General features: G+C 66.6%; 30 protein-coding genes. 25 read left to right on the forward strand and 5 right to left on the reverse strand.

The features are described 5' to 3' along the window. On the reverse strand, nt 1-320 hold a 320-nt coding region (locus C1I89_RS06210; protein WP_146196892.1), incomplete at its 3' end, for a transposase. A gap of 184 nt (nt 321-504) precedes the next feature. Then, nucleotides 505-1,673, reverse strand: a protein-coding gene (locus tag C1I89_RS06215; RefSeq protein WP_102770881.1) for an IS3 family transposase whose coding sequence is annotated in 2 segments (ribosomal slippage) — nt 505-1,409 and nt 1,409-1,673 — 1,170 coding nt in all. Because the reading frame shifts where the segments join, the coding sequence is not laid out codon by codon here. A gap of 400 nt (nt 1,674-2,073) precedes the next feature. Here C1I89_RS06215 and C1I89_RS06220 point away from each other — a divergent pair. Genes C1I89_RS06220 through C1I89_RS06240 form a run of 5 tightly spaced genes read left to right on the forward strand, consistent with a single transcriptional unit; the run spans nt 2,074 to nt 7,388 of the window. Then, the gene (locus C1I89_RS06220) at nt 2,074-2,376 is read left to right on the forward strand and encodes a hypothetical protein (protein ID WP_102771932.1); all 303 of its coding nucleotides are present in this window, start codon (nt 2,074-2,076) and stop codon (nt 2,374-2,376) included. 2 nt (nt 2,377-2,378) lie between these two features. Beyond that, nucleotides 2,379-3,041: a FlhC family transcriptional regulator gene (locus C1I89_RS06225; protein WP_102771933.1), complete on the forward strand. Its 663-nt coding sequence runs from the start codon at nt 2,379-2,381 to the stop codon at nt 3,039-3,041. A gap of 54 nt (nt 3,042-3,095) precedes the next feature. Further along, nucleotides 3,096-4,859, forward strand: coding sequence for a MobH family relaxase (gene mobH, locus C1I89_RS06230; RefSeq protein ID WP_102771934.1), 1,764 nt, complete (start codon nt 3,096-3,098; stop codon nt 4,857-4,859). A gap of 1 nt (nt 4,860) precedes the next feature. Beyond that, a complete protein-coding gene (gene traD / locus C1I89_RS06235; RefSeq protein WP_102771935.1) occupies nt 4,861-6,768 on the forward strand; it encodes a conjugative transfer system coupling protein TraD in 1,908 nt (635 codons plus the stop codon). After that, complete coding sequence (locus tag C1I89_RS06240; protein ID WP_102771936.1) at nt 6,765-7,388, forward strand: DUF4400 domain-containing protein; 624 nt, start codon at nt 6,765-6,767, stop codon at nt 7,386-7,388. Before traD ends, C1I89_RS06240 begins: the two co-directional genes overlap by 4 nt. A 25-nt stretch (nt 7,389-7,413) precedes the next feature. Here C1I89_RS06240 and C1I89_RS06245 read toward each other — a convergent pair whose 3' ends face one another. After that, nucleotides 7,414-7,659: a helix-turn-helix domain-containing protein gene (locus tag C1I89_RS06245; protein WP_102771937.1), complete on the reverse strand. Its 246-nt coding sequence runs from the start codon at nt 7,657-7,659 to the stop codon at nt 7,414-7,416. A 138-nt stretch (nt 7,660-7,797) separates the two neighbouring features. On the opposite strand from C1I89_RS06245, the gene C1I89_RS06250 reads away from it, so the two are divergent. Continuing rightward, nucleotides 7,798-8,106, forward strand: coding sequence for a hypothetical protein (locus C1I89_RS06250; RefSeq protein ID WP_102771938.1), 309 nt, complete (start codon nt 7,798-7,800; stop codon nt 8,104-8,106). 27 nt (nt 8,107-8,133) lie between these two features. Here the strand turns inward: C1I89_RS06250 and C1I89_RS06255 are convergent, their stop codons facing one another. Both C1I89_RS06255 and C1I89_RS06260 read right to left on the reverse strand, forming a co-directional pair. Further along, complete coding sequence (locus C1I89_RS06255) at nt 8,134-8,670, reverse strand: RES family NAD+ phosphorylase (protein ID WP_102771939.1); 537 nt, start codon at nt 8,668-8,670, stop codon at nt 8,134-8,136. Beyond that, nucleotides 8,667-9,038 carry an MbcA/ParS/Xre antitoxin family protein gene (locus tag C1I89_RS06260; RefSeq protein ID WP_102771940.1) on the reverse strand — a complete coding sequence of 124 codons (372 nt, stop codon included), beginning with the start codon at nt 9,036-9,038 and terminating at the stop codon, nt 8,667-8,669. Before C1I89_RS06260 ends, C1I89_RS06255 begins: the two co-directional genes overlap by 4 nt. A gap of 228 nt (nt 9,039-9,266) precedes the next feature. On the opposite strand from C1I89_RS06260, the gene C1I89_RS06265 reads away from it, so the two are divergent. The 19 genes from C1I89_RS06265 (at nt 9,267) to C1I89_RS06355 (ending at nt 25,409) form a co-directional block, all read left to right on the forward strand. After that, nucleotides 9,267-9,767: a hypothetical protein gene (locus C1I89_RS06265; RefSeq protein ID WP_102772811.1), complete on the forward strand. Its 501-nt coding sequence runs from the start codon at nt 9,267-9,269 to the stop codon at nt 9,765-9,767. Nucleotides 9,768-9,909: 142 nt separating this feature from the next. Further along, complete coding sequence (locus tag C1I89_RS06270; protein ID WP_102771941.1) at nt 9,910-10,437, forward strand: lytic transglycosylase domain-containing protein; 528 nt, start codon at nt 9,910-9,912, stop codon at nt 10,435-10,437. After that, nucleotides 10,434-11,204, forward strand: coding sequence for an OmpA family protein (locus C1I89_RS06275; protein WP_102771942.1), 771 nt, complete (start codon nt 10,434-10,436; stop codon nt 11,202-11,204). Before C1I89_RS06270 ends, C1I89_RS06275 begins: the two co-directional genes overlap by 4 nt. Before the next feature lie 24 nt (nt 11,205-11,228). Then, on the forward strand, nt 11,229-11,591 hold the full coding sequence (locus C1I89_RS06280) for a hypothetical protein (protein WP_102771943.1): 363 nt from the start codon (nt 11,229-11,231) through the stop codon (nt 11,589-11,591). Between the two features lie 31 nt (nt 11,592-11,622). Continuing rightward, nucleotides 11,623-11,922: a type IV conjugative transfer system protein TraL gene (traL, locus tag C1I89_RS06285; protein WP_102771944.1), complete on the forward strand. Its 300-nt coding sequence runs from the start codon at nt 11,623-11,625 to the stop codon at nt 11,920-11,922. Between the two features lie 14 nt (nt 11,923-11,936). Next, a complete protein-coding gene (gene traE, locus C1I89_RS06290) occupies nt 11,937-12,503 on the forward strand; it encodes a type IV conjugative transfer system protein TraE (RefSeq protein WP_102771945.1) in 567 nt (188 codons plus the stop codon). Continuing rightward, nucleotides 12,490-13,452, forward strand: coding sequence for a type-F conjugative transfer system secretin TraK (locus C1I89_RS06295; protein ID WP_102771946.1), 963 nt, complete (start codon nt 12,490-12,492; stop codon nt 13,450-13,452). The genes traE and C1I89_RS06295 overlap by 14 nt, the downstream gene beginning before the upstream one ends. Next, complete coding sequence (locus C1I89_RS06300; RefSeq protein ID WP_102771947.1) at nt 13,449-14,855, forward strand: TrbI/VirB10 family protein; 1,407 nt, start codon at nt 13,449-13,451, stop codon at nt 14,853-14,855. Before C1I89_RS06295 ends, C1I89_RS06300 begins: the two co-directional genes overlap by 4 nt. Next, on the forward strand, nt 14,839-15,663 hold the full coding sequence (locus tag C1I89_RS06305) for a DsbC family protein (protein ID WP_102771948.1): 825 nt from the start codon (nt 14,839-14,841) through the stop codon (nt 15,661-15,663). Before C1I89_RS06300 ends, C1I89_RS06305 begins: the two co-directional genes overlap by 17 nt. After that, nucleotides 15,660-16,289, forward strand: coding sequence for a type IV conjugative transfer system lipoprotein TraV (gene traV / locus C1I89_RS06310; RefSeq protein ID WP_102771949.1), 630 nt, complete (start codon nt 15,660-15,662; stop codon nt 16,287-16,289). Before C1I89_RS06305 ends, traV begins: the two co-directional genes overlap by 4 nt. After that, complete coding sequence (gene traC, locus C1I89_RS06315) at nt 16,286-18,868, forward strand: type IV secretion system protein TraC (protein WP_102771950.1); 2,583 nt, start codon at nt 16,286-16,288, stop codon at nt 18,866-18,868. Before traV ends, traC begins: the two co-directional genes overlap by 4 nt. Further along, nucleotides 18,865-19,218, forward strand: coding sequence for a hypothetical protein (locus C1I89_RS06320; protein WP_102771951.1), 354 nt, complete (start codon nt 18,865-18,867; stop codon nt 19,216-19,218). Before traC ends, C1I89_RS06320 begins: the two co-directional genes overlap by 4 nt. 68 nt (nt 19,219-19,286) lie before the next feature. Beyond that, a complete protein-coding gene (gene traF, locus C1I89_RS06325) occupies nt 19,287-19,811 on the forward strand; it encodes a conjugative transfer signal peptidase TraF (RefSeq protein WP_102771952.1) in 525 nt (174 codons plus the stop codon). Between the two features lie 11 nt (nt 19,812-19,822). Beyond that, nucleotides 19,823-20,200, forward strand: coding sequence for a hypothetical protein (locus tag C1I89_RS06330; protein WP_102771953.1), 378 nt, complete (start codon nt 19,823-19,825; stop codon nt 20,198-20,200). Then, a complete protein-coding gene (gene traW, locus C1I89_RS06335) occupies nt 20,197-20,820 on the forward strand; it encodes a type-F conjugative transfer system protein TraW (protein ID WP_102771954.1) in 624 nt (207 codons plus the stop codon). Before C1I89_RS06330 ends, traW begins: the two co-directional genes overlap by 4 nt. Next, complete coding sequence (locus C1I89_RS06340) at nt 20,817-21,842, forward strand: TraU family protein (RefSeq protein ID WP_102771955.1); 1,026 nt, start codon at nt 20,817-20,819, stop codon at nt 21,840-21,842. The genes traW and C1I89_RS06340 overlap by 4 nt, the downstream gene beginning before the upstream one ends. Before the next feature lie 22 nt (nt 21,843-21,864). Beyond that, entirely contained in the window at nt 21,865-22,590 is a 726-nt protein-coding gene (gene trbC / locus C1I89_RS06345) for a type-F conjugative transfer system pilin assembly protein TrbC (protein WP_258231358.1), read from the forward strand. Between the two features lie 9 nt (nt 22,591-22,599). Further along, complete coding sequence (gene traN, locus C1I89_RS06350) at nt 22,600-25,020, forward strand: type-F conjugative transfer system mating-pair stabilization protein TraN (protein ID WP_102771957.1); 2,421 nt, start codon at nt 22,600-22,602, stop codon at nt 25,018-25,020. Next, nucleotides 25,017-25,409, forward strand: coding sequence for a hypothetical protein (locus C1I89_RS06355; RefSeq protein ID WP_102771958.1), 393 nt, complete (start codon nt 25,017-25,019; stop codon nt 25,407-25,409). The genes traN and C1I89_RS06355 overlap by 4 nt, the downstream gene beginning before the upstream one ends. Nucleotides 25,410-25,417: the final 8 nt, after the last annotated feature.

Here is a 25,417-nt window from a genome sequence, read left to right on the forward strand (position 1 = left end):
CGGAAGTTCAAAATGGTGGTCTCGTCCGGCACACGACCTCCAGGCAGTTTGGCAAACTGGCGCATCGAAAAGCTGTCGTACAGCGTCTCTTCCATGGCCGGGTCCGACAGCGAAAACCACAGTTGCATGAAGTAGATGCGCAGCATCGTTTCCAGCGGATACGGTGGACGACCGATGCCCGGTTTGGGGTAATGCGGATCGACCAGATCGGCAAAGAGCTTCCACGGCACCGCACGCTCCATCTTGGCCAGAAACTTCTCACGGCGCGTTTTCTTGCGTTTGCCAACGTACTCGGCTTCGGAAAAACTCAACTGGCTCATCGGGTTCACTCGGATCGGACTGTTTTCAATAACTTATATTCTGACAGGTTCGTTGGACTTGTTCAGAGGTTCCCTAGGTGTCAGCCCAATTAGCACTGTGGGCACACCCATGAGCAATAGACTGATCATAAGCATGGACTTGCGCCCAACTGGCCTGACCCCATAGGGTGGTCCGGTTTCAATCTTAGTTCATGATCGGCCTTGGGGCTATTGCCTGGGCAGATGACGGTGCTGCTCCGCTTGCTGGCGCAGGCCAGATGATGGCCTCGGGTGCCGGTGGCTTGTATCCAAGCGACGAGTGTGGCCTCTCGGTGTTGTAGTACCGCCGCCAGGCTTCGATGATGATCTTGGCCTCGGCGAGGCTGTAGAAGATCTCACCGTCGAGCAGTTCGTCGCGGAGCTTCGAGTTGAAGCTCTCGCAGTAGCCGTTCTCCCAAGGGCTTCCAGGTTCGATGAACGCTGTCTTTGCGCCGACGGCTACGATCCACTCCCGTACAGCCTTGGCGATGAACTCCGGGCCGTTGTCGGAACGGACATGGCCGGGCACACCACGCAGGATGAACAGGTCCGACAGGGCGTCGATGACGTCGGTCGAGTTGAGCTTGCGATCGATGCGGATTGCAAGGCATTCCCTGGTGAACTCGTCGATGATGTTGAGCATGCGGAATCTCCTGCCATCGTGGGTCCGACCCTCGACGAAGTCATAGGACCAGACATGGTTTGGATGCTCGGGTCGAAGCCGGATGCACGATCCGTCATTCAACCAGAGCCGCCCCTTCTTCGGTTGCTTCTGGGGAACCTTCAGCCCCTCCCGCCGCCAGATCCGTTCGACACGCTTGGCGTTCACCGTCCAGCCTTCAGACCGCAGCATCGCCGTGATCCTGCGATAGCCATAACGGCCATAGCGGGAAGCGAGCCGGATGATGTCGGAGGTCAACGCCTCTTCATCGGGCCGGCCTTGCGGCTTTTTGCGCTGGGTCGAACGATGCTGGCCGAGAACCTTGCAGGCAAACCGCTCCGAGACGGAGAACTTCGCCATGACACGATCGACGCAACGGCGACGGCGAGCGGGGCTCAGAAGTTTCCCGAAGCAGCCTCTTTCAGGATCAGCTTCTCGAGTGTCAGGTCCGAGACCGCCTTGCGCAGCCGGTCATTCTCTTTCTCGAGCTCCTTCAGCCGCTTCACCTGGTCACCCTTCAGGCCACCGAACTCCTTGCGCCACCGGTAATACGTAAACTGCGTCACGCCGATCAAACGGACCGCTTCTCCGACAGAACGACCTTGCGACAACAGAACATCGACTTGGCGCAGCTTCGCCACGATCTCTTCGGGTTTGTGCTTCTTCTGGGGCATTCCAACGTCCTCCTACGGCTCAATAGCCTACTTCAGGGAGGACCACTTTTCAGGGGGCAGACCACTTTTCGTCGGGCATCGCCAGTTGCCATTTGGCGAGACCGGACCATGCGCTTCTGTGCGCTGGTCGGGAGAGAGCTTTTCGAGGGCATGAATCTTTCCTCGTGTACAGGGAAAGCTGGTGTTCTACCGCTACTTCTGTTACCGGATGTGCTCATTTTCGATAACACCTGGGAATCCGGGTCGTTTCGGGTGGCAACGACACTAGCAGCAGTTTCTGACCCTCCGAGCACGTTTCCTGAGCATATGCTGTCATTAGCCTTAAACCCAGCCAGTCCGAGATCGAGGAACCCGTGAATCACCACTGATACCCCTGCCGGGAATCGTCAAGGAGACGATCATGTGCCACCTGCTGCTATCCGATGTGCAAGCCACGAACCTGCGAATGCTCTACGCAATCCGCCTGGGCGCAGAGCGCGACAAGGTTGAAACCTGCCGCAAGTTCTGCCTGAACGCGGAACAAGCCGAGCGACTGCTCACCATCACGCCCGAGGGATTGTGGACCCTGGTCCATGCGGTCGGGCAGACATCCCTGTTCATCCCACGCAGCGACCTGGTGCAGCTGATCGACGCGCATCCCGCGCTGGTCGGCACCCTGGCAGCGGCACACCCGCCGAGCCTTCCAGCCATCGGGCAGTCGTAGCCATGTCAAAGCCATCCCGCATTGACCATCGCGTGCGGGCGCTGGAACTGGCTCACATCTGCGCCACGCTGGGAGCCCGCATTCGCACGATCCACCATCTCACCGGCTTGCGCCCGCGTGAATTACTGCATCTGCTGTTCGCGGACAAAGAACCGCCACGGGGACGTGCCCCCGATACGCGCGAGTGGTATCACAGGGCCAATCTTTTCGACCAAACCGAAGCGTCGCTCGTTGCAGCCAATTTCCATCGCTTGCGCCTCATGGGGTTCGCTGCACCCGAGGCCTTGATTTCGGCCTACCGCTACTATCAGTCGGTTTACCAGCCTCCCTATCGCATCAGTTTCGACCGTGCCTTCGATCTGGCAGCGAACACGGACGGAAGATGGATCGCGAGGTCCGCCAGCTTCCAGGTGTTGAGGTGCCCCCGGTGCGGCAGCGAGTACCTCGATGCGATCGGTGCCGAAGTCGCAATGGACCGCAGTTGCCCCTTCTGCCGCCTCATCGACCGGAATGGGCGCCATCCCCGGCTCGCGACATCATTCCCCGGTACACCGCCAGCCTATCCCCAAGATGTTCTGGTATGGATGCAGCTCATCGAAGCGCCGCCTGGCGCCGATGCCGAAATCCCCCCGACATCGTTCGAATTTCCAGCGGCGAAAACCTGAGCACGCCCGAACAATGAAGGCTCCAGACGCCCTACCGGGCAGGGAGACCTTGCAATGGCCGCCGCTTCGCTCTCAGGCACCGACGCCGGTCGTTATGCGTCCTCGGACCCGGGGTTCGAGGCGCTGCCGCTGCCGGCCATCCTGGCAAACCATGAGCATTTGCTCAACCGGACCAAGCTGTGCTTTGGCGCCGACCGCCCAACCTTCGAGCGCGAACTGATGCCGCTGGTGCGCGGCTACGCCGGCTTCGTGCATCTGCTCCCCGCTACCGCCAACAACTACTTCCACACCCCGGGCGGGCTGCTCCAGCTCGGCCTGGAGACCGCCTTCTTCAGCCTTCAGGGCACGGACGCCCACATCTTCTCGGGCCGCGCTACCATCACGGAACGCCGAGAGTTGGAGCCGCGCTGGCGCATCGCCACCTACATCGGCGGCCTGTGCTGCGAACTGCACCGCGTGCTCAGCCATCTGATCGTCACCACTGCGGATGGCGAGGAATGGCCCGCCTTCCTGGGCGGCCTGACCGACTGGCTCGCGCAGCAGCACGCCGACCGCTACTTCGTGCGCTGGCGCCCCAATGCGCAGGAGTCGCGCGGGCTTGGCCTGTTCGCTCTGCCCCACGTGATCCCGGCCGAAGTGCTGCAGTCGCTCGGTGAGGGCAACGCGATCATCCTGCCTCAGCTCATGGCCAGTATCGGGGGGGTGCCGCAATACCGCGAGCACAACGTGCTTGACGAACTCGTGCGGCGGTCGATGGCGCTCGTGATCGACCGTAACCTGCTGGCCAGCGCGGATCGCTACGGCACACCGCAGTACGGCTCGCACCTGGAGCGCTACCTGGTGGACGCCCTGCGCCGGCTGGCCGCAGGCCACTCCGCGTGGACTCCCAACCGCGAGAAAAGCCGTGTCTGGTTCGGCCCCGAGGGATTGTTTCTCGTCTGGCCCGGTGCCGCCGAGGATGTGCTGTCGCTTTTGGAGAGCGACCAGCTTGCCGGTATTCCAAAGTCCCCGCACACGCTGCTCGACCTGCTGCTCGAGGCCGCGGTCTTCGTCGCACCGGACGCCACGCGGCAGACCTGGCCGATCCTGCCTCCCGGAGCCAAGACACCGCTCGAAGCGGTGAAGCTGTCCACGCCTGCGATCATCCTGACCGGCCTCGACCCGATGCCTCCCGCGCTTCAGGGAAAGCTGATCGCTCCCTCGACTGATCTCCCCTCCACGGTTCCTCCCACCCCCGCGCCCCCCGGGCCGCAGACTACGCCCACGCCCACGCCCACGCCCACGCCCACGCCTGCAGCAGCATCGACGGAAGCGCCGCAGACAACAACCCATGCCATCTCCCCGGCGCAGCAGCTGTCCCTTCTCGACGGCGCGGCAGGCACGGAACCCCCCAGCGCCCTGGAACCCGCCGACCCAGTCAAACCACCCGGCCCGCCTGTAGCGACCCTCAGCCTGAGGGCGCCGATGCGCCTGAACCCGTCCGTTCGGCACGCGCTCGCGGAAGCGGTCGCAACGCTCAACGACGCAGCAAGTGCATCAGACGTCTGCACTGTGGCGGAGGGCGTCTTCGTTCCACTGGCGGAGTTTGAGCGCCGTGGCGTCCAACCGGGCATCGCCATTCGGGCGCTGGAGGACACCAAGATGCTGCGGCGCGCTGCCGCCGGCGGCCCGCCCACGGTGTCACGCCAGATCCGCGATGAATCCGTGATCGGCCTGATCCTCGCGCCAGCGCATGTGGAAGGGCTGGATCAGTCGCTTTTCGCACCGGCCAGTGTCACCGCCCACGTGCCGGCTACCGCGCAGCGCCGAGGGCACTGACATGCTGGTACGGCGCTACGAGATGCCCTGGCGGCCTGCCTTCGAGGCCCATGCGGGCTTGGCATGGCTGTCGACAGCCGCCTACTTCGCCGGCGTTGCCGCCACCGGGAGCATCCCGTCCTTGCCGGCGCTGGCGCTCGCGACCGGCTGCGCGACCATGGCGCTGCACCGGATCGGCCAGGCTGTGCGCGTGCTGCGTCTGCGCAGCTCGCTGGGCGGGCGTCGCATCCAGGTCATCAGTCCCGAGGACCTCGCTCGCCTGAGCAGCAATCCATCCGAAGTGTTCCTGGGCTTCGGCTTCGAGTGGCAGCCGGTGCACGCGCAGCGTCTCTACGAGCTTTCGAAAGTGGACTATCGAGAGTTCGCCGTACCGCCCTGGCTGCAGCACGCGCTGGGTCAGGGCCACGACGCCCAGCCCGACGCCGAGATCGGCCTGCCCTACATCCACGGCGTCGAGCCCATCGAGCACCCGCTGCGCCGCCCGCTGCAGAACTTTGAAGGCGGGACGCTCTTGGTTGGAACCACCCAGTCGGGCAAGGGTGTCGCGCTGGCCAACCTCATCACGCAGGCCGTTCGCCGCGGCGACGTGGTCATCGTCATCGACCCGAAGAACAGCCGGCGGCTCAAACGGATCGTCGAGCGTGCCTGCGCGGACTACAGGGAGCCGGATACCTTCATGGAGTTCCACCCAGCCTTCCCCGAGCGCGGCGTGCGGCTGGACTTCACCTTCAACTGGCAGAAACCCACCGAGATCGCCTCGCGCATCCAGGCGATCATGCCGCCCGATACCGCCGGGGCCTTCAGCGCGTTCGGGTGGGACGCCGTGAACGTCGTGGTGCAGGGCCTGGTGGAACTCGAGGAGCGGCCGAACCTGCGCAAGCTGACTGCCTACATCGAAGGCGGTATCGAGCCCGTGCTGGAAGCGTCGCTGCGCCGCTTCTATGAGAACCTGCTCGGCAACGGCTGGCGCGACCTGCCCGACATGCGCAAGCTGCTGCACGACACGCACAAGGGCAACATGCGTCGCCCGTCAGAGGCGGCCAGCGCCGACTTGATGGCCTTCGTCGCCTACTACGAGCACCACGTCGCGCAGAACCAGCGCAACAAGGTGATCGACGCCCAGGTGCGTACCTACAGGCACAACCGGGAACACTACCAGAAGATCACCGCAAACCTCCTGCCCATCCTGTCCATGCTGACGTCGGGCGATCTGGGGCGCAGCCTCTCGCCGGACCCCTTCGATGCCAGCGACCAGCGCCCCATCATGAACTTCGAGAAGGTCGAGCGAGGCGGACATGTCCTCTACATGTGCCTGGACTCGCTGCCCGACCCGTCAGTGGCCAGCGCCATCGGCGCACTGGCGCTGGCCGACCAAGCCGCGCGTGCGGGGATGAGATACAACCTGGGGCAATACCGGCGCATCTCTCTGTTTGTTGATGAAGTCTCGAATGTGATCAACCAGCCGTTGATCGAGATCCTCAACAAGGGCGCCGAGGGCGGCATCTTCGCCACCTGCGCGATGCAGACCCTGGCCGACCTGGCCCGGCGCCTGGGCAGCGAAGACGCTGCGCGCATGGCGCTGGGCAACCTGAACAACTTGATCGCGCTACGCACCAAGGACCGCCCGACCCAGGACTTCGTGGTGGAGACATTCGGCAAGACCGCCATCCACACGGTGCGTGTGGGCCTGAGCCACGGCGCCGATGCCCACCTCGGAGACTTCTCCTCGAGCTATTCGACCCAACTCACCGAGAGTTTCGAGGAACTGGTCCCCGCCGACATCCTCGGCAAGTTGCCGAATCTGCAATTCTTCGCATCGGTCTCGGGCGGGCGCATCATCAAGGGACGCTTTCCGATCATCGACCCCGATCTCGGGCCTGCCTCGCGCGGCCGGGGCGCCCGGTCATGATCCGCGGCGCCTCCATTGTCTCGCTCGTCGCGATGCTCGTGCTCGTGCTCTACGTCCCTTCGGCCCATCCGCCCGAACGGTTCCTCGAGCAACTGCGCGGCGAGCATGAGGCGGCCGTCGCCTTCTGGGGAGCCGAACCCGCCTACCGGATGCTGGACCGCGCGATGCAGATGCAGTCGGGCGCGGCGTCGGCCAGCCCGATCCCAACCGCGCGCGACATGCCTCGTTCCGCCGGGCTCAACGGCGCCGTGTCCAGCGAGATGGCTTCGGTCAACCAGCGCTTGTTCAACAATGCCTATTTCCGATCCGTGGACGCGCTGCTCATGCTCGCGAGCTATCGGCTCTCAGCCCTCCTTCAGTGGCTGCCCTGGCTGCTGCCCCTGGCGCTGGTCGCCGGTATCGACGGGGGCTTGGTGCGCGTCATCCGATCCAAAGAATTCCTGCAGCACGATCCCGAGATGTTCGCCGTATGGTGCTCCCTGCTGATCATCTCCGTCTGCGCGACGGTCATCGCCTGCGTCGTTCCCGTGGAACTGCACCCCGCCACCATGGCAGCCGCTCCGATCGTGGTGGCGCTGCTGCTTGGCCGGGCCGTGGCGAACTTTCATCGCCGTGCATAGGGAAAAGAATGGGGGCAGGCTGGCGCTACAACTGAGCCTCGGTCATCAGTTCAGCCACGGACATCTCCAACGCGCGCGCGATCCGCGCCACGGAAACAATCCCTGGATTCTGGCCACCGCGTTCAATGCTGCTCATGTAGGACCGGTCAATCTCACTGCGATGCGCGAGTTCCTCCTGAGAAATTCCCCGTACGCGTCGGCTGCGGCGGATGGCCTCGCCCAGTGCAACGAGCACCGGGTCGTTGGCGTACCGGGGTGAGGTAATAGGCATTTCCACATAGTGGGTTTATGATGCCAATCACACCACGGATGATCTTCCACATTCCCTATGGAACCGCCCTCCAAACTGTGTGTCGTTTTCCATTAAAGGCTGGACCGTTCCCGTTAAAGCTGGACTTGCCCCGCATACATGGACACCGTGCTCACAGAACGTCTTCGTGAACTGGCGGAGCCTTTGGTTTCGCTGTCATCGTCGCATCTACGTCCCGCGACGCAGGCCCTGCTTCGACGTAACGCGTTGTCCGTGCATGCCTACCCCACTGAATTCGGCGGCCTGGTCTACGTGGGTGCGCCACGCCAGCGCATTCCGGCAGAGCACGAGCTGGACGTGATTTCCGAGCTTGCCGAACAGGCCGGCATTCTCTGGCTGCTATTCGATGCGGAAGCACCCGTCCTGAAGGGACTACCCACCTTCGGCGGACAAGAAGCCGGAACCTAGAAGTGGCGAGCCCGGCCTTGGCTCGGGTCACCTGCTTCCGGGCGAGGCGATTCTCAGCAGTGCACCGTTCGGGTCGTAAACACGCAACTGGGCGGTGAGTCTGGCCGAGCTTCGATACACCACGAGATTGGTGCCTCCAGCGCGGGCCTGCGACGGGAACAAGATGCCATCCAATCCTGCAGCCACCACGTCGTCGGCCATATACCAAGTCGGCGGCTCATTGCCCTTGCCGAACCACTCGGCCCGCCAGTCCACCGCGAAATCAGCCCACAGCGGTGGCCAGCGTTCCGGGTCGAAGCCGCTGCTGAAATCGGCCACCCGTAGCCCCCGGGCAAGAAACGTGCAGATCGTGCCCGGCGGCAGCCAAGGGTTGTCCTGTTTGTATTCGGCCAGCGCGGTGACTTCGTCCATCGCCAGGTAGAGCGCCTCCTGGCCGGGCCGGTTGAACCGACCGCCCCGACGCGCCGCACCCATGCCGGACAGCGGCGTGCTGGCATAGGTTGGGGCGATCACGCGGTAATAGGCGGCGTCCTCGGCTTCGCCCAGAGTCGTGTCCAGAATCATCCAGCGGCACCGCCGGCGATGGATTCCAGATAGGCGATGACGTCATCGGTCCGCCCTTCCTGAACCAGCGCATCAGCCGTCTTGTAGCCGAAGGCGCGCAACGGTTCGTTGCGCAACAGGAAGGCGGCGCGCTTCTCGTCGCCGGTCATCTCGGTGGCCACCGCCAGAACCCGCACCATGTCCTGCAGATACTTCTGCAGCTGCGGCGCCTGCGGCCGGGCAGTAGGCGTATTGCGGTGCACGTGGGCACGCTCGGCCAGTTCCTGGATCTGGAAGCCGAAGAACTCCCCGATCCGGGCCGGTGACAGGTAGGGCGTGTCCGGCTCACGGAACTGCTCGACAAAAGGCTGTTGCAGCACGGTGCTCATGGCGTCACTCCATGCAGTTCATATGCACTTATTTTGCACCAGAATCGCTCTCTCCGCAACCCTGAATGCCCTGCCCAAGCCCGCCGGCCTTCAGTTCACTGGCTGTCGATGGCGAAACACCCCCCATAAGTCGTCCATTGCAAGGCGACACCCGCATGGCCCGCGCCTACGCTTCGTCCATGCGCTCATGAGCGTGTTCACCACACCGACCGCACGAGGATGGACGCCATGTACACCACCACGCCCAGCACCAGTCACCCGGCCCGTCCGGCTGCCGTTGCCCCCGACCCGAGCGAGGTTGTCGAAACCCGGCTCTGGATCGAAGAGCACAACTGGCTCTACGCGCTGCTGCGCAGCGAGGACAACGTCGCGCCGACGTTCCGCTTCCCGGATCTGCTGAGCGCCTGCGTCGCCCTCGTGTTCAGCAGGGACGATGCCGCGGAGCGGATCTTCGAGTTCCTGGGCACGGCCCTCGTGATGCGTTCCCCGACCACGCCGCGGCGGCGTGAATCGCTCTGGCGGCCCCAGTACGAACTGCTCCATGACCTGCAATGCTCGCCAGCGAACCGGCATCCGAACCCGAAGTTCGGGCTCGACCAACTGACGACGGCCTGCGTGGCCCTGTGCCAGTTCGATGAGAGCACGGGCGCCTCCGTGCTGCTCCAGGCCCGATGCAACATGGTGGAGCGCCACACCGCTTCGCACGTGTCACTGCAGCGCCTGCGCTGAACCTGCGGCGATGCGCCGCCACCCGCTTCGACCCTGACCGGCACCTGCCGGCCTCACCCGCCAAGACCCTGGCCAGTCCGCTGGTCCATACCCCATGCCCCGCCTTCCGGCGGGTCCGTCCCGAACCCTGTGGGGGTCTTCGATGCGTGTGGCCGTCGCTTTCGTCGTCGCAATGCTGCCTGGCGTCCTGCTGGCCGACCCGTGCTGGGACGCGGCGGCGCAGCGCTATGGCATCGCGCCGGAGCTGCTCTACGCCGTGGCCCGGACGGAATCGGATCTGAATCCCCGTGCCGTGAACCGGGGACACCAGCAGCGCACCGGCAGCTACGACATCGGCCTGATGCAGATCAACAGCCGGCATCTGCCGAAGCTGGCCCGGTTCGGTATCCGCGAAGCCGATCTGTACGACGCGTGCGTGAACCTCCACGTCGGTGCCTGGCTGCTGGCCGACAGCTTCGCTCGCCACGGCATGACCTGGAACGCGGTGGGAGCCTACAACGCCGCCTGCAGCCAACTCAAGGGGGAGGACTGCACGCGGGCCCGCGCCACCTATGCCTGGCGCGTCTACCGTCACCTGCCCTCGGTTTCCTCCGGCAATCGCCAGCGAGGTCCGGCGCCAGCGCACGGCCGGAGCGCGACGCCTCTGGTCAACGTGAGGGTCGCGCCATGACATACCGCCTGCCCCGGCTTCCCATGCGCGGCGCGCTGGCCAGCGCAGCGCTGCTGATCGCTGGCTGCGCGGCCACGCCCCCTCCTACGCCTGCCGCGCCCAGCAGCCCGGTGCCGCAGCGCCTGGCCCAGGTCGGCTACGGCCAGGAGGCCGTGTTCGAAACATGCAGGACGGACGCCTGCCCCCAGCGCACGCCGAAGACACTGCCGATCCTCGCTTCGCCGCCAGCCCGTGCGCTCGCACCGCCCACCCCGCTGCAAGGCTCTTCCGCCAGCGACCGCGAGACAAGTGGTCATGCGCGCGCGCAGGCCGGCCGCCCCCAGGAAGAGGCCGCGCTCCAGCAGATCGACATTCAGTTCGCCTTTGCCAGCGCACGGCTCGGCCCGGATGCGCACCAGGCCTTGCGCGCACTCGCGCCCCGACTGGCCCAGGCCCGGCAGGTCAAGGTCAGCGGCCGGACCGACAGCACTGGCCCGACCGCTGTGAACGAACGGCTTGCCAAAGCCCGTGCCGACGCGGTGCTGCGAGAGCTGCTCGTGCTGGCGCCCGGGATCGCGCCGGTGGCCAGGGTGGACGCCCAAGGCGCCTGCTGCTACGCGCAAGCCAACGACAGCGCGGCCGGCCGCGCGCGCAACCGCCGTGTGGAGATCCGCTACCGGCTGGACAGCGACGTCCCGCCTGAGCCTAGACCCATCCCGAGTTCTCTCCAACCTGCATCCGACCCGCCCTCGAAACCCGCACCAATACCCGATTCCACCCGTCCCTAGTCCGTCCTCTTGTTGGAGCTTCCCATGAACACTGCCGTCCTGCCCTCTCCCGCACCGAATTCGCTGCGCACCCACGCACGCAAGGTCTCCGGTTTCTTCGCCCTGCTGGTCATCGCCTGCATCGGGCTGGCGATCGCGTTCCCGAGCCACGCGCTCGATCTCGTCACCTTCACCGGCATCACCGGGCCGCTCACCTCCGCGCTGACCCAGATCGCCGACCTCGGCCCGGGCATCAAGGCGCTGGTGGGCTTCGTCGGCTTCGTGGTGGCGCTCATCTCGCTGTCGGCGCTGCGCAACTTTGGCCCTGTGCTGTTTTACGTCGGCCTGGCCATCTTCGGGGCGGTCGGCTTGGTGATCGCCGGCGCCATCATGGGCGCGGTCATCTGAGCCCCGGACTCCACGCATCCCGGAGGTCTCCATGCAAGCGGACACCTATATCCCGCGGCGCCTCGATGACCAGTGGAAATTGGGCTTCTGGGATATCGACGTCGCCGTGCCGGTCCTGCTGATGTTCTTCATCGGCTACCTGACGGGCAGCAAGCTGGCCTTCGCGGTCTGCATGGCGGTCGGGATCGCCGTCTCGCGCTGGATCTCCCGGCTCAAGACGGACAAGCACCCGGCCTTCGCCATCCACTGGCTGTACTGGCACCTGCCCGCCAACCCTGTCACGTCGATGCGCGCCACGCCGCCATCGCATATCCGCCGCATGGTCGGCTGAGCGGGAGCATCGTCATGGACTTCGAACGGCTCAACGGCGATCTCAAGGAACTGCGCCGGCGCAACCGGAGCCTGGGCCTGGCGGTGGGCGCGCTGGCGGCGGGCCAGGTGCTCGCGCTCGTCGTGATCCTGAGCCTGCTGGGCACGGTGCGCACCGTGGTCGTTCCGCCGACGCTCAACAAGACCTTCTGGGTCACGAGCGACAAGGCGTCCGGCGAGTACCTGGAACAGATGGGGAGCTTCGTCGCCTGGCTGATCCTGGACGTGAGCCCAGGCACGATCGACTGGAAAAAGGACATCCTGCTCGGCTACGTCGATCCCAAGCAATACGGCGCACTCAAGACACGCCAGGAGGTAGAGGCCGAACGCCTCAAGCGCATCAACGCCGCCACTTCCTTCGCGCCCCAGCAGCTGGTCGCCAGCGAAGACGCCCAGACCCTGGTCGTGCGCGGACGCCTGCGCACGCTGATCAACGGATTCGAGACCGCCAACGACCTCAAGGCCTACCGCATCGAATTCACCTATTCCGGCGCACGCATGCACGTCGCCAGCTTTCAGGAGGTGCCCTATGCAGTCAAGTGAGCGCATCGCCGCGCAGGCGACTGCCTGGATTCGGCCCGGCGCCATCGCCGACGCAGCGCGACAGCAGCCTCGCGGACACGTTCCCGTCGCACCGCACGCCGAATGCGCGCGGCGGAACGACCTGTCCATCCATGCGCGCCGGATCCTCGCCGTGACGGCCATGTCCTTCGGCCTGCAGGCCCACGCGCTGCAGCTCGTGGAGGCCAGCGACGGCGTGGCCGTCGAAGCCATCATTTCCATGAAGGAGCCGACCCGCGTGCGGATCGAAGGGGCGCCGATCACCGATGTGTTCGGCAACATCCATTCAAGCCATTGCGCCGCGGCCGGGCTGCCGCAGGCCGCCGCCACCCCGGGCATGGCCAGCCCTGCCGCCGCATCCCCGGCGGTCAATCCGTCGGGCGACGTGGTGGTCGAGTGCGATCGCGACAAGGGCGAGGTCTATATCCGGCCCGCCGGCGACTCGCCCAAGCCAATCAACCTGTTCGTGTCCTCGGCGCGCGCGACCTACACGCTGCTGCTGCGCCGCGCGGACACGCCGGCTAACACCATCGTGATCCGCGACAAGACGCCCCGGGCCCTGCAGCCGAGCCCGGCAGCCCCCTCCGGCCCCGCACCGAGCCACATCCGGGCGATGAAGGCGATGCTGGTCGCGATGGCTTCCGACCGTGTGCCGCCCGACCTGCGTGTGGAGGAGGCCTCGCGCGACGTCCAGCTCTGGAAGGAGGCCAAGCTCTCGCTGCGGCGCACCTACGAAGGCCGCGGATACGTCGGCGAGAAGTACCTGCTGCAGAACGTCAGCGCGGCCCCGATGGTGTTGGCCGAACAGGAATTCGACCGGCCCGGCAACGCCGCGCAGGGCGAGATCAGCGGCGTTGCCATCGAGCAGCACAACCTGCGCCCGGGCGAAAGCACCAACGTGTATGTGATCCGGCGCGGAGGTGTGCGATGACGATGCGACCCCACCCCCCCGGCATGCAGCCGCCGCCGTCGTCCGCCCTGCGCGGCCTGCTGGAACGGCTCACGCCACGCCAGCGCCAGTACGCATTGCTGGGCGCCATCGTCGCTGGCGGCGTCGGCGTGCTCTGGCTCGTGTTCGCGTTCACCGGCTCGCCGAAGCCCCAGGCTGGTCGCACCGCGGCCCAGGCCAGCGACGTCACCAACATCGGCGTGATGCCGCCGGGCAGCCAGGTCAACCCGGTGGACCAATGGGTCGGCACGGCCGGCCGCAAGCTGGCCCAGTACGAGACCGAGCGCGAGGAGCAGAGCCGCCTCAACAAGGACAGGCAGGCCTGGGAGGCGCGCACGATGCAGCGCTTCTCCGAACTCGAGCAGCGGCTGACCGCCAGCCAGCAGTCGGCGAACACCCCGCCGGCGCGGCCGGCTCCGACACCGGCCCTAGCATCGCCGGTAGCCCCGCCCACGCCGACGACGATGCCGCCCGCCGTGAGCCTGCCCCCGGCACCGCCGGCGGCCGGTTCCGCAGGCGCACTGCCCACTGGCCAACCGCCGCAGCCGCCCACACCGCCCATCCCAGTCATCGCGCGCGTTTCGCTCGCCCAACCCTCCCGAGCGGGAACGGGCTCGCCGGCTGCCGATGGCGGCGCGCGCCAAGACGGCGGTGGCACCGCAGCCGGTGGCAAGACAGTCTCCACCTTCCTACCTGTCAGCTTCACCCGCGGCACGCTGCTGGGCGGTCTGGATGCGCCCACTGGCGGGCAGTCCCAGAGCAATCCCCATCCCGTCCTCATCCGGCTTTCGGACAACTCGGTCCTGCCGAATCGCTTTCGTGGTGAGTACAAGGAGTGTTTCGTGATCGCGGCCGGCTACGGCGACATCAGCTCCGAGCGCGCCTATCTCCGTACCGAAAACCTCTCGTGCGTGCGCGCCGACGGCGCCACACTGGAAGTCCGCATCCAGGGCACGGTGTACGGCGAGGACGGCAAGGTCGGCATGCGCGGCCGCCTGGTAACGAAGCAGGGGCAAATGCTGGCCAACGCGCTGCTCGCGGGCGTGGTCAGCGGCATCGGCCAGGGCCTGTCCACCGCCAACACCACGTACAGCACCTCGGCGCTCGGCAGCATCGCCAGCGCCGACAACAGCGCCGATGCCTATCGCGCCGGCCTGGGGCAAGGCGTGGGCAAGGCCCTGGACCGGCTGGCCCAGTACTACATCAAGCTCGCGGAAAACACCTTCCCCGTCATCGAGGTCGACGCCGGCCGCGAGATCGACGTCGTGGTCACCAAGGGCGTGCGCATCGACGTGCCAATGACCGATCTGGCCGCGAACGCCGCGCGCCTGTCCGTTTCCCCCGAAACCCGCTACCTGGAGGCCTCCGATGATGGCAACTACTGACGCCCTGGGCGGCCGGCGCCGCCGCGCCCTGCCGCTCCTGTTCGCCGCGCTGCTGTGGGCACTGTCCGCCAGCGCGCAGGCCGCCTCGGCGGACGAGGCTCGGCTGCTCGACACGCTGCGCAAGAACCACCCCGGCACGAACTTCAGCGAGGTCTCGCGCACCGACGTGGAGGGTCTCTACGAGGTGTGGATGAACGGCAATGTCGCCTATGTCACCGCCCGCAATCCGCGCTACTTCATTTTCGGCCGGTTGTTCGACACCCAGACCATGCGCGACGTCACGGGGCCGAAGCTGGCCCAACGCGCGGGCGACCAGGACGCCCTCCTCCAGACAGAAACCGCGCCCGCCGCCAGGGTAGCCTTCGATCAGCTGCCAGTCGCCGACGCGATCAAGACGGTGCGCGGCAACGGCGAGCGCAAGGTCGCCGTGTTCAGCGATCCGAACTGCATCTTCTGCAAGCAGCTCGAACCCGAACTTGCCGGCATCGACAACGTCACGATCTACACCTTCCTCGTGCCCTTCCAGGGCGAGGGCCGGCCCGTCGCGATCTGGTGCGCCGCCAACCGCGAACAGGCCTGGCACCGATGGATGCTCCAGGGCGATGCGAGCCCGCAGAACGCCTCCGCGAACTGCGCCCATCCGATCGGGCGCAACCTGGCGCTCGCACGCCAGCTCGGCGTACAGGGCACGCCCACCCTGTTCTGGGTCGATGGCACGCGCACGGACGGCTTCGTCGGACGCGCCGTGCTCGAGGCCCGGCTGGCCGCCGCCGGCGCGCAGCCGCCGTCCGCGGAGAAGAAGCCATGACCGGCCCGCTCTTGCGCGCCGGTGCCGCGATCCTGCTGCTGCCGCTAGCCGCCTGCGTGAACATGTCCGGCCTGGACGGTGGCTCCAAGTACGCCTGCGCCGCGCCCGAAGGCGTCGCCTGCGACTCGGTCTCGGGCACCTACGAGAACGCGATCCGCGACAACCTGCCCAGCCAGCGCCGCACCACTGGCCCGGCTGCAGCCGCGACGCGGCGTGATGCACAGGACCCGGCCCCAGAGGCGCCGGCGCGGCAGCCGCCCGCCACCCTGCTCGCGCCGGATGCCGATACGCCCCAGCCCCAGGCGCTGCGCTCGCAGGCGCGCTACCTGCGGCTGTGGATCAAGCCCTGGGAAGACATCGACGGCGATCTGTTCGACCAGGCCCATGTCTATGTGCAGATCGACAACGGCCGCTGGCAGATCGACCACATCCGGCAGGCCATCCGTGAACGCTATGCACCGCTGCGGCCACCGCCGGCCACGCCGGCGAGTGAACCCAACGCCGCAACCGACGCCGCATCGGCGCTACCCCTGCCCGTCCAGCGTCCCACGGGGACCAGCGGTTTCCCGATGCTGAACAACCCACCCGCGGCCCCGGTCGGCCGCCCTGCCGGGAGCCCGCAATGAGCACCCCATTCGCCTCACTGGGCGGCGCCCATTCGGGCCGACTGCCACTGTTCGGCCTCGGCGCGGCGGCGGACACGCCCGCCGAGCAGTTCGCGGGCTGGCTGCCCTATTCCGCCTATCTCGCCGACGAACGGATCTTCGTCAACCGCGACGGCATGGGGTTCGTGCTGGAGCTGATGCCGCAGTCGGGCGCCGACGAGCGCATGGCCGAGGTGCTGGTGTCGCTGTATGCCAACTGCCCTGCCGACACGGGGCTGCAGTTCCACCTGTTCGCTTCGCCTCACATCCGCCATCAGCTGCGCCAATACACCAACCTGCGTGTCGAGGATGAGGACCAAGCCGAGAAGGCGCGTCCCTGGGGCCGCCCCGTGCCCGACGAGAACCTGTTCCGCAAGCTCGCGCGCCAGCGCGTCAACCACCTGCTGCAGGGCACCCAGACCTCGCTCACAGCCGGCTTCCACTACACCTTGCGCGACTTCCGGCTGATGCTGAGCGTCGCCTTCCCGGGCGACGCGAACGACCTGAACCGGCGTGACGCGCTGCTGGCCCTGCGCGACTCGATGGCCGCCACCTTGCGCTCGGCGATGCTGCCCAGCCGCGTGTGCGACGCAGCCGACCTCATCAACTGGTGCGCGATGTTCACCAACCCCGACCGCATCGCCCACTCGGATGAAGAAGACCTGAACCACGACGACGACCGCTGGCTGAACTACGACGACGGCCGCGAGATACGCGACCAGATCGTCGACTTCGACACCATCCAGGATCCGCACCCGTCCGGCCTCACGCTCTGGAAGGAAACCAGCCCCGACGTGCTGGAGGCGCGTTTCTATTCGATCAAGAGCTTCCCTGACCGCTTCGCGTTGTGGCAGATGGGATCGCTGATCGGCGACCTGATGCAGCCCGCGCTTCAGTACAGCGCGCCCTTCCTCATCACGCTGGGCGTGCACATGCTGGACCCGAATGCCACCCGGACCTCGGTGATGGCGAACCACGTGCGGGCCACGCAGAACGCCAAATCCAAGATGGCTGACGTGATGCCGGATGTGAAGAAGAAGCTCGACGACTGGACGGCCGCGGCCAACGCCATCGACACCGGCGGCAGCCTCGTGAGCCTGTACCACCAGCTCGCGATCTTCACGCACCCGGACAAGGCGTCCGCCGCGCACGAAGCCGCGAATGCGATCTGGCGGGCGCGCGGATTCGGTCTCAACGCCGACGCCTACATGCACCGCCAGGCCCTGCTGGCGAGCCTGCCGATGACGCTCACGCCGCGCTTCCACCGCGACCTGGCCAAGATGCGCCGCGTCACGCGCAAGACCATGGCGAACGCCATTCACATGGCGCCGCTGATCGCCGAATGGCGTGGCACGCGCACGCCGGCGCTGGTGTTCGGCGGCCGGCGCGGCCAGCTCATGACGCTGGACATCTATGACAACGACCTCGGCAACTACAACTTCGCCATCATCGGCGCGCCCGGCTCGGGCAAGTCGGTGCTGATGAACGAGTTGGCCTGGTCCTACCGAGCCATTGGCGCCAAGGTCTGGATGCTCGACCTTGGGCGCAGCTTCGAGAAGTTGTGCAGGAAGGCCAATGGGACCTATATCGAGTTCCGGCCCGATGTTGATCTCTGCCTGAACCCTTTCACGGTGGTGCACGACATCAACGAGGACATCGATATGTTGGTGCCGGGCATCTCGAAGATGGCCTCGATGCAGCACACGCTGGAGGAGGTTCAGTACAAGGCCATCTCCGCGATGGTGCTCAAGCTCTGGCGGCAGTACGGCCGCGACCTCACGATCACCGGCCTTCGCGATGCCTTCAAGACCGGGACGATCGAGGAGCTGGGCGCCACGAACGACCAGCGCATCAAGGATCTGGCCATCATGCTCAACCCCTATGCCAAGGGCGGGCAGTACGAGCGCTTCTTCGAGGGCCGCGCCAACGTCGATTTCAGCAACGATTTCATCGTCATCGAGAACGAGGAACTCAAGCGCCGACCCGACCTGCACGCGGTGGTGAACATCCTGCTGCTGCACCAGATCACCGGCGAGATGTACCTCACGCGCAACCGGCGCAAGGTGCTGTTCATCGACGAGTTGAAACAGCAGCTGGGCGACATTGGCGCAGACGATCCGGTCAAGGCCGCCGTGGTCGAGGAGGCAGCCCGGCGCGCGCGCAAGTATGGGGGGGCGCTCGGCACCGCGACCCAGAGCGCCGACGACTACTACGGCTCGGCGCAGATGGAAGCCGCCTTCAATTGCAGCGACTGGGTGTTCCTGCTGCGCCAGAAGCCCGAATCCATCGAGATGCTCGACCGCAAGGGTCGCTTGTCGATGGATGAGCCCAAGAAGCGGCTTCTCAATTCTCTGCGCACCGAGGCAGGCGCCTTCTCCGAGCTGTACATCTCCTCGCCCGTCGGTGAGGGCGTGGCGCGCAACATCCTGGATCCGGCCACGCACTTGCTTTTCAGCAACAAGATGGAGGACAACGCCCCGATCGACGCGCTGCGCGCCCAGGGGCTGTCGATCGACGAGGCCATCACCGAGCTGCTGCGGCAGCGGGGGCATGTGCTGTGAAGGCCGCCGCCCTCCAGGCATTGGTCGCGGCCTTGCTGGTCGCCGCCGGCATCGCACTCTACGACCGGCTGGTGCTGCGCCCGGCCCTCGTCGTCGGCATCGTGGACCTGTCCGAGGTGTACCGGGCCAAGGAAACCGAGTTCACCCAGCTGTTGACCCAGACCGGCAGCGACGCGGAGCGGGATCGCGCGCTTGCGCTGGCGCGGGACTTCTCGCAGCGCCTGCCTGCGGCCCTCGACGAGCTGCCGCGGGAATGCGGCTGCCTGGTGGTCATCAAGGGAGCCGTCGCCGGCGCGCCGCACAGCCTGGATCTGACACCCATGCTGCGCAGAAAGGTGGATCGGCGATGAACACGGAACCACGCCCAACCGCCAGCACCTCCGGCCAGGTCCCCTTGGGATGGGGGCGCAGGCGTGTAATGGACTTCGTCGCCTTCCTCAGCCACATGCGCCGGCGCTGGTATCTGTACCTGCCGCTGTTCACGATCTGGGGTTTCGCCTACGTGCGGCTCTTCATCGACCCGACGCCGCGCGTGCCGATCCTGGTCAACTGGACGCCCAGCCTGCCCTACCACGTGGCGCTGATGCAGTTCCAGCGGCATCCCGTGGTGCGCGGTGACCTGATCGTCTTCGCATTCGCGGGCGAAGCCAAGAGCCACTACCCAGGCCTGCGCGGCCAGCCCTTCTTCAAGCGGGTGCGCGGCATTCCGGGCGATGTGGTCACGGTCATCGAGCGCACGGTTTTCATCAACGGCGAGCCGGTCGGCCAGGCCAAGGTCCGCGCGTTCGACGGCCATCCGCTGGCCCCCATCGCGCCCGTGGTGATCCCGCCCGACCACTTCTATGTGCAGGGCATCGGTCCCAACAGCTTCGACTCGCGCTACCGCGAAAGCGGCCTGGTGCGCGCCGACCAGGTGCTGGGCGTCGTAGTGCCCATCTTCTGAGGAGGCCAGCCATGTTCCGTCGTGCCCCCGCCGCCGCGTTCCTAGTCGCTGGTGTTCTGGCCGGTGCCAGCGCCCTGGCGCAGACCAGCCCGGCCTTCGGCCCACTGCCGGCAAGCACCGCCCCGGCCGACGACATGCCGCTGGCCGACTACTTCGGCCTGCTGCTGCAGATCGCCCCAGCCGCCGAAAGCGGCGCGCGAACCTACGTCGCGGCAGTCCAGCTGCGTTGCCGCCACACCATGGGCACGGCCGAACTGCGGCGCGCCATGGCCGAAGGAGAAGGCAACCCCACGCTGATGGGTCTGATCCGCGCCGCCCATCTGAAGGACACGGTGACGCGCGACCGGCTGGTCGCGCAACTGCCCTGCCCGCTGGGGAGTACCCGATGAAGGCCCGAGCCATCCTGATTGCCGCCGCGCTGACGTGCGCGGCCGCGCGGGCGACCGATCTCGGCACGCTCGGCCCCACCTACGACATTGCCGAGCAGCACCTGCTGCAGATGATCGAACAGCGGCTGCGCGAAAAGGAACGCTCGGGCGAGTTGGCCCGGATCGAGGAAGAAGCACGCACCCGCGGCACGGACAGCGTGCGCAACCCGCTGCCCGTCGCGAGCGTGCACACGACCCTGCGTCCCCGGACCTTCTATTTCGACCCGACGTTCACGCTGGACCGCAACGTCCTCGGCGCGCAGGGGGAGCTGCTGTTCGCCGCCGGCACGCGCAAGAACCCGCTCGAGGTGGTGTCGCTCTCGCGCCACCTGCTGTTCTTCGATGCGGGCGACGCGCGCCAGGTACGCCACGCCCGTGCGCTGATGGACCACTACCGGGGCAAGGTGAAGCCCATCCTGACCGGAGGCTCCTACCTGGACCTGATGAAGGCCTGGCGCACGCCCATTTACTACGACCAGCGGGGCGTGCTGACGCGCCGGCTCGGTATCGCCCAGGTTCCGGCCCTGGTGTCGCAGGAAGGCCAGCGGCTGCGCATCGACGAACTGGAGGTGCCCCAATGAGCCGCCACCTTCGCACCTTTCTGGCCGGCATGCTGGCCGCGCTTCTCCTGTCGGTGGCCCCTGCAGCCTTCGCCGCAGGCGCCGCAACCTGCACCGGCAAGTTCCCGAACCCGATCACGGATATCTGCTGGAGCTGCATCCTGCCCATCAGCATCGGCGGCGCGCGCATCGGCAACTTCGGCGGCCAGGAGGACATCGACAACCCGTCGAGCCCGCTGTGCACCTGCGGCGTCAACCCCGTCATCGGCCTGTCGATCGGCTTCTGGGAGCCCGCGCGCCATGTCGAGGCGGTACGCAAGCCCTTCTGCCTCGCCTCGCTCGGCGGCGTCGATCTCGACCCCGGTCTGCCCGCGCCCGAGGCCGCCCGCTTCACCCGGCCCGAAGGGGACGGCGACGGCGGTAGCTTCTACCAAGCCCATTTCTACATCAACCCAGTCCTCTATTACCTGGAGGTCGTCACCGACTTCCCGTGCCTGGAGAAAGGCTCCTTCGACCTGGCCTACCTGACCGAGGTCGATCCGCTCTGGGCCGACGACGAACTCACGCTGATCCTCAACCCGGACGCCGTGCTGTTCGCCAACCCCGTGGCCATCGCCGCCTGCGCGGCCGACTGCGTGGCCGCCTCGTTGGGTTTCGGTATCCGGGAAATGTTCTGGTGCGCGGGATGCCAGGGTGGGCTGTACCCGATGAACGGCCACGTGCCCTACCACCTGGGCGGCGTGCGCACGGCGGCGCTGATGGCCCAGCGCCTGACCGCCAAGATGCACCGCGAGCTGATCGCCTGGGGTTGGCACGGCCAGGCCGGGCTGTGCGGCCCGTACTTCGAGCCGGTCATGGACAAGTCCGCCTACAAGACCCAGCTCACCTACCCGATCCCCGCCACAGAAAAGGAAGCTGGCAAGTGCTGCCAGCCGTTCGGCCGCCAGACCGTCACCTCGGGTGCCGGCAAGGAATACCCGGTGCGCGGCGAGGACTTCGCCTTCATGTTGTTCAGGAAAAGGAACTGCTGTGTCGGCTACTGACCTCCCTTTCATCCTTCGAATCGTGCTCGCGCTCCTGCTGGCCGCAGCGGCCACGCACACGGCATGCGCCGCCGGCGTTTCCGGCACCCCGAACATCACCGAGGCCGACATCGAGCGCACGCGCCGCGAACAGCCAACCATCACCGACCGAGACATCGAGGAAGCCCGCCGGAAACACCGCACGCCTGCGGACGTCGAGTTGCAGGCGGCACCGTCCGCCCCTCGCATCGACGCCCTTCCGCAGCCGGCGACGTCCACGCCGATCGACCTCGAGGCGCTGGCCCGTGGCTACGCCTCGCAGGCCGACGCGATGGATGCCGCCCAGGGGCTGGCCAGCGGCCCCGGCCTGCTCGTGTTCATCAGCCTGTCCATGCCCCGGCCCACGCTGCAGCGCCTGATCGCCCAGGCCGAACGCGCACGCGCCTCGGTCATGCTGCGCGGCTTCGCCAGCGGATCGCTGCGCGAAACCGTGGCCCAGGTCCAGGCGCTGATCGGACAACGCAACGTCGCGGTGCAGGTCGATCCCCAGGCCTTCGACCGCTTTTCGATCTCGCGCGTGCCCAGCTTCGTCCTGGTGCGCGACGGCACACGCCCCGTCTCCTGCGCCGCGGGCAGTTGCGCGCCGCCGGAGGCATTCCTGCTGACGGCCGGGGACGTGAGCCTGGACTACGCGCTCGACCACATGCAGCGCGCCGCACCGGCGTTTCGCGTCGATGCGGACACCTTCCTGACACGCTTGAGGAACTAGGAGGCCGGCATGCCCACCACCGCCGTTTCCCTGCTGCGCAAAGCCGTCGCCTGGATCACGCTGGCGAGTTTCCTCGCCACGCAGACTGCCGCCGGCGCCGACACGCACGCGGAAGGCACGGCTGCGGGCCAGGCGGCAAACCCGGTGGCGCGCGGCGCCATCGACACGTCCAGCGCCTCGTCGGTGGTGCCCGGCTACACCACGACGGCGCCGCAGAGCAGCTACTTCGGGCAGCCCAACCTCTCTGGGCCGGCGAACGCCCAGCTCGCGGCCTGCGCGCTGACGCCGAACGATCCGACCTGCCAGGCCCTGCTCGGCGCGCGGGCCTCGGCCAACACGCCGCGCGAGGCCGTCTCGCCCTACGACCCCGCCGTGCTGGCGGCGCGGCGCATCGCCAGCAATCCCTCGATGACGCTGGAAGACATCGCTTCGTACTACAGCGGCTGCCAGGTGGACACCGTCGCCACGCCCGCGACGGAGACCCGCGTGTGCCGGCAGTACAGCGGCACCACGGGCCAGTCCTGCGCCCGCACGCTGTCCGTTTCGGTAACGCGCACCAGCAGTTGCTCGCCCGGTGACTGGTTCGCGCAGGCCGCCTCCGGCAGCACGGCCATGGCCGTGCAGTGCAAGCCCGACCTGCCGGCCTCGGCCCAGCATTTCCGGGTCACGAGCAGTGGTGTGCCGCTGGCCTTCTTCGACGTGGACATGACGACGGCCCTGGTGTTCCCGCAGATGGTGGCCCAGTTACCCAACACCGGCGGGTGGTGGGGTGGCGGCCAGAACGGCTTCTGGGTGGCCAACAACCGCTGCACGGGCGACAACTGCCGCCTGACCGGCTTCATTGCCCAGGAATACCGGCAAATCTGCACAGGCTCCGGCGGCGATGCGGGCGACTATGCATGCACCAGCGAACGGCCATTCCTCGAGGTCTATGCCACCTGCCCCGCCGGCACGCAGAGCGGCGACAACATCACCTACACCGTTGGCGGTGGCGGGGATGCCGGTGACAGTCAGACGTTCTATCTGGATCAGGCTACGTGCTACGCGCCCACGCAGCGTCCCTCTGAGCACTACGGCTACGACGTCACCGGGACGGTGCAGGGTTACTACTGGACAACGCATTCGAGCCGCCCGGTGGTCGGTTTCCGGCTGAATCCCGCCTACGGGTCGATCCCACAAATGACGCTGGCCTACGAGCGGCCCCACACGACTGTCTCCGAATCGGACCAATGGGATGACCAGTGCCCGAGCCTTGAAGCCGACAGCCGATGCGCCGTCACCGGAGCGGCGCGCTGCGTCGACGGCCCATCCACCAAGGAAGTCGACGGCGCCCAGGTCAGCCGGGCCTGCTGGCGTTATGAGACGGCGCTGTCCTGCCAGTATGGCGTGCCCACCGACGAGTGCGCACCGCTGGCCGCGGCCGGCTGCACGCCGGCGGGCACCAGCTGCCAGCAGACCAACCCGGCCACCGGCATCTGCGAGATCGCAGAGAACCGCTATTCCTGCCCGGTGGCACCGGGTTCGAGCGTGACGGCCACCAATTGCCCCGCCAACGTGTTTTGCGTGGCAGGTAGCTGCTTCAGCACCGCCTATACCAACGACACCGACTTTGCGCGCTCGATGTCCTTCCTCGAAGCGGCCCGCGAGGCCGGCGTCTACCTCGACACTGACAACCTGCAGGTGTTCAAGGGAGAAGCCAACCGCTGCCGCGACCGGCTGCTCAAGAACTGCTGCACCTCTGACTCCAGCGGCAAGGGGATGAGCAACCAGAGCATGTTCGGCGTCGGCTCGCGCCTGGTCTACGACGCCCTGATGAACTCCGGCAACCGCCAGTTTCTGTACCAAGGCATGCAGGCGCTGCTCATGGGTGGCGGCTTCTCCGGCAGCTTCACTTCCTACGGGGTCACCGTCGCGGTCAACGGCGCGGCGCTGCCCGCCGGCTCGTCCGTCCTCTACGCGGGCGAGAGCGTGGTCGTGGCCTTCGATCCGTGGTCCCTGGTCATCGCGATCGTCATCTACGTGGTGATGGCCGCGATGTCCTGCGACGAGGAGGAAGGCAAGCTTGCAATGAAGGAAGGTGCCGGGCTGTGCCACACCGTTGGCACCTACTGCTCGTCCTGCATCCGAGTTTTCGGCAAGTGCGTTTCCTGCATCACGCACACCACGAACAAGTGCTGCTTCAACTCGGTTCTGTCACGGATCGTCAATGAGCAGGGCCGCCTGCAAGTGATGAAGTGGTGGGGTACCGCTGAGATGCCCGATTGTTCGGGCTTCACCATCGCCCAATTGCAAAGCCTGGACTTCGCGCGCATGGACCTGACGGAGTTCTACGCCTCGATCGTGCCCAACCTCCCCAACGTCGGCGCGATGCGGAGCGGCGCCGCTGGCCAAGCAAGCAACTGCTACTACGGCGAAGGAAGATGCCAATGAACACCGTAGCACCAAGCCGGAGCGCCTTCAGTGCTGCTGCGCTGTCCCTCCTTCTGGTCACAAGTCCGCGCGCGGAGACGGTCCGCACTCGCGTCACGGACGCGCGCCCTGTCCTGCTGGCAGCCCTGCAATCCTCGGACGGCACGGCACACGGCGTTCTCACGGGTGAGATCGCCGACGCAATCACGAAGCACTTTGAGGCCACCTCGCCTATCTACATCGACGTCTCGACCGAAAAGCGCTACCGCGAGCCGGGCTGCAGCCGCCTGAAGGTGCTGTTCTGGCAGGAAGGCGTCAAATTGCCCGGCGTGGCCGCGCCGCGCAAGCAGACGATCGAATTCGGCATCAACTACTGCCTCGACGGTCTGCCGCCGAAGTCGCTGTCGTGAGGGCCAGC

This window comes from Achromobacter pulmonis (assembly GCF_002885955.2).
In the GTDB taxonomy this organism is placed as follows: Bacteria; Pseudomonadota; Gammaproteobacteria; order Burkholderiales; family Burkholderiaceae_B; genus Achromobacter; species Achromobacter pulmonis_A.

Excerpts from the sequence above, each read along its gene's own strand:
- C1I89_RS06220 (WP_102771932.1), top strand. The coding sequence starts at position 2,074 with ATGTGCCACCTGCTGCTATCCGATGTGCAAGCCACGAACCTGCGAATG.
- C1I89_RS06225 (WP_102771933.1), top strand. The coding sequence starts at position 2,379 with ATGTCAAAGCCATCCCGCATTGACCATCGCGTGCGGGCGCTGGAACTG.
- mobH (WP_102771934.1), top strand. The coding sequence starts at position 3,096 with ATGGCCGCCGCTTCGCTCTCAGGCACCGACGCCGGTCGTTATGCGTCC.
- traD (WP_102771935.1), top strand. The coding sequence starts at position 4,861 with ATGCTGGTACGGCGCTACGAGATGCCCTGGCGGCCTGCCTTCGAGGCC.
- C1I89_RS06240 (WP_102771936.1), top strand. The coding sequence starts at position 6,765 with ATGATCCGCGGCGCCTCCATTGTCTCGCTCGTCGCGATGCTCGTGCTC.
- C1I89_RS06245 (WP_102771937.1), bottom strand. The coding sequence starts at position 7,659 with ATGCCTATTACCTCACCCCGGTACGCCAACGACCCGGTGCTCGTTGCA.
- C1I89_RS06250 (WP_102771938.1), top strand. The coding sequence starts at position 7,798 with ATGGACACCGTGCTCACAGAACGTCTTCGTGAACTGGCGGAGCCTTTG.
- C1I89_RS06255 (WP_102771939.1), bottom strand. The coding sequence starts at position 8,670 with ATGATTCTGGACACGACTCTGGGCGAAGCCGAGGACGCCGCCTATTAC.
- C1I89_RS06260 (WP_102771940.1), bottom strand. The coding sequence starts at position 9,038 with ATGAGCACCGTGCTGCAACAGCCTTTTGTCGAGCAGTTCCGTGAGCCG.
- C1I89_RS06265 (WP_102772811.1), top strand. The coding sequence starts at position 9,267 with ATGTACACCACCACGCCCAGCACCAGTCACCCGGCCCGTCCGGCTGCC.
- C1I89_RS06270 (WP_102771941.1), top strand. The coding sequence starts at position 9,910 with ATGCGTGTGGCCGTCGCTTTCGTCGTCGCAATGCTGCCTGGCGTCCTG.
- C1I89_RS06275 (WP_102771942.1), top strand. The coding sequence starts at position 10,434 with ATGACATACCGCCTGCCCCGGCTTCCCATGCGCGGCGCGCTGGCCAGC.
- C1I89_RS06280 (WP_102771943.1), top strand. The coding sequence starts at position 11,229 with ATGAACACTGCCGTCCTGCCCTCTCCCGCACCGAATTCGCTGCGCACC.
- traL (WP_102771944.1), top strand. The coding sequence starts at position 11,623 with ATGCAAGCGGACACCTATATCCCGCGGCGCCTCGATGACCAGTGGAAA.
- traE (WP_102771945.1), top strand. The coding sequence starts at position 11,937 with ATGGACTTCGAACGGCTCAACGGCGATCTCAAGGAACTGCGCCGGCGC.
- C1I89_RS06295 (WP_102771946.1), top strand. The coding sequence starts at position 12,490 with ATGCAGTCAAGTGAGCGCATCGCCGCGCAGGCGACTGCCTGGATTCGG.
- C1I89_RS06300 (WP_102771947.1), top strand. The coding sequence starts at position 13,449 with ATGACGATGCGACCCCACCCCCCCGGCATGCAGCCGCCGCCGTCGTCC.
- C1I89_RS06305 (WP_102771948.1), top strand. The coding sequence starts at position 14,839 with ATGATGGCAACTACTGACGCCCTGGGCGGCCGGCGCCGCCGCGCCCTG.
- traV (WP_102771949.1), top strand. The coding sequence starts at position 15,660 with ATGACCGGCCCGCTCTTGCGCGCCGGTGCCGCGATCCTGCTGCTGCCG.
- traC (WP_102771950.1), top strand. The coding sequence starts at position 16,286 with ATGAGCACCCCATTCGCCTCACTGGGCGGCGCCCATTCGGGCCGACTG.
- traF (WP_102771952.1), top strand. The coding sequence starts at position 19,287 with ATGGACTTCGTCGCCTTCCTCAGCCACATGCGCCGGCGCTGGTATCTG.
- C1I89_RS06330 (WP_102771953.1), top strand. The coding sequence starts at position 19,823 with ATGTTCCGTCGTGCCCCCGCCGCCGCGTTCCTAGTCGCTGGTGTTCTG.
- traW (WP_102771954.1), top strand. The coding sequence starts at position 20,197 with ATGAAGGCCCGAGCCATCCTGATTGCCGCCGCGCTGACGTGCGCGGCC.
- C1I89_RS06340 (WP_102771955.1), top strand. The coding sequence starts at position 20,817 with ATGAGCCGCCACCTTCGCACCTTTCTGGCCGGCATGCTGGCCGCGCTT.
- traN (WP_102771957.1), top strand. The coding sequence starts at position 22,600 with ATGCCCACCACCGCCGTTTCCCTGCTGCGCAAAGCCGTCGCCTGGATC.
- C1I89_RS06355 (WP_102771958.1), top strand. The coding sequence starts at position 25,017 with ATGAACACCGTAGCACCAAGCCGGAGCGCCTTCAGTGCTGCTGCGCTG.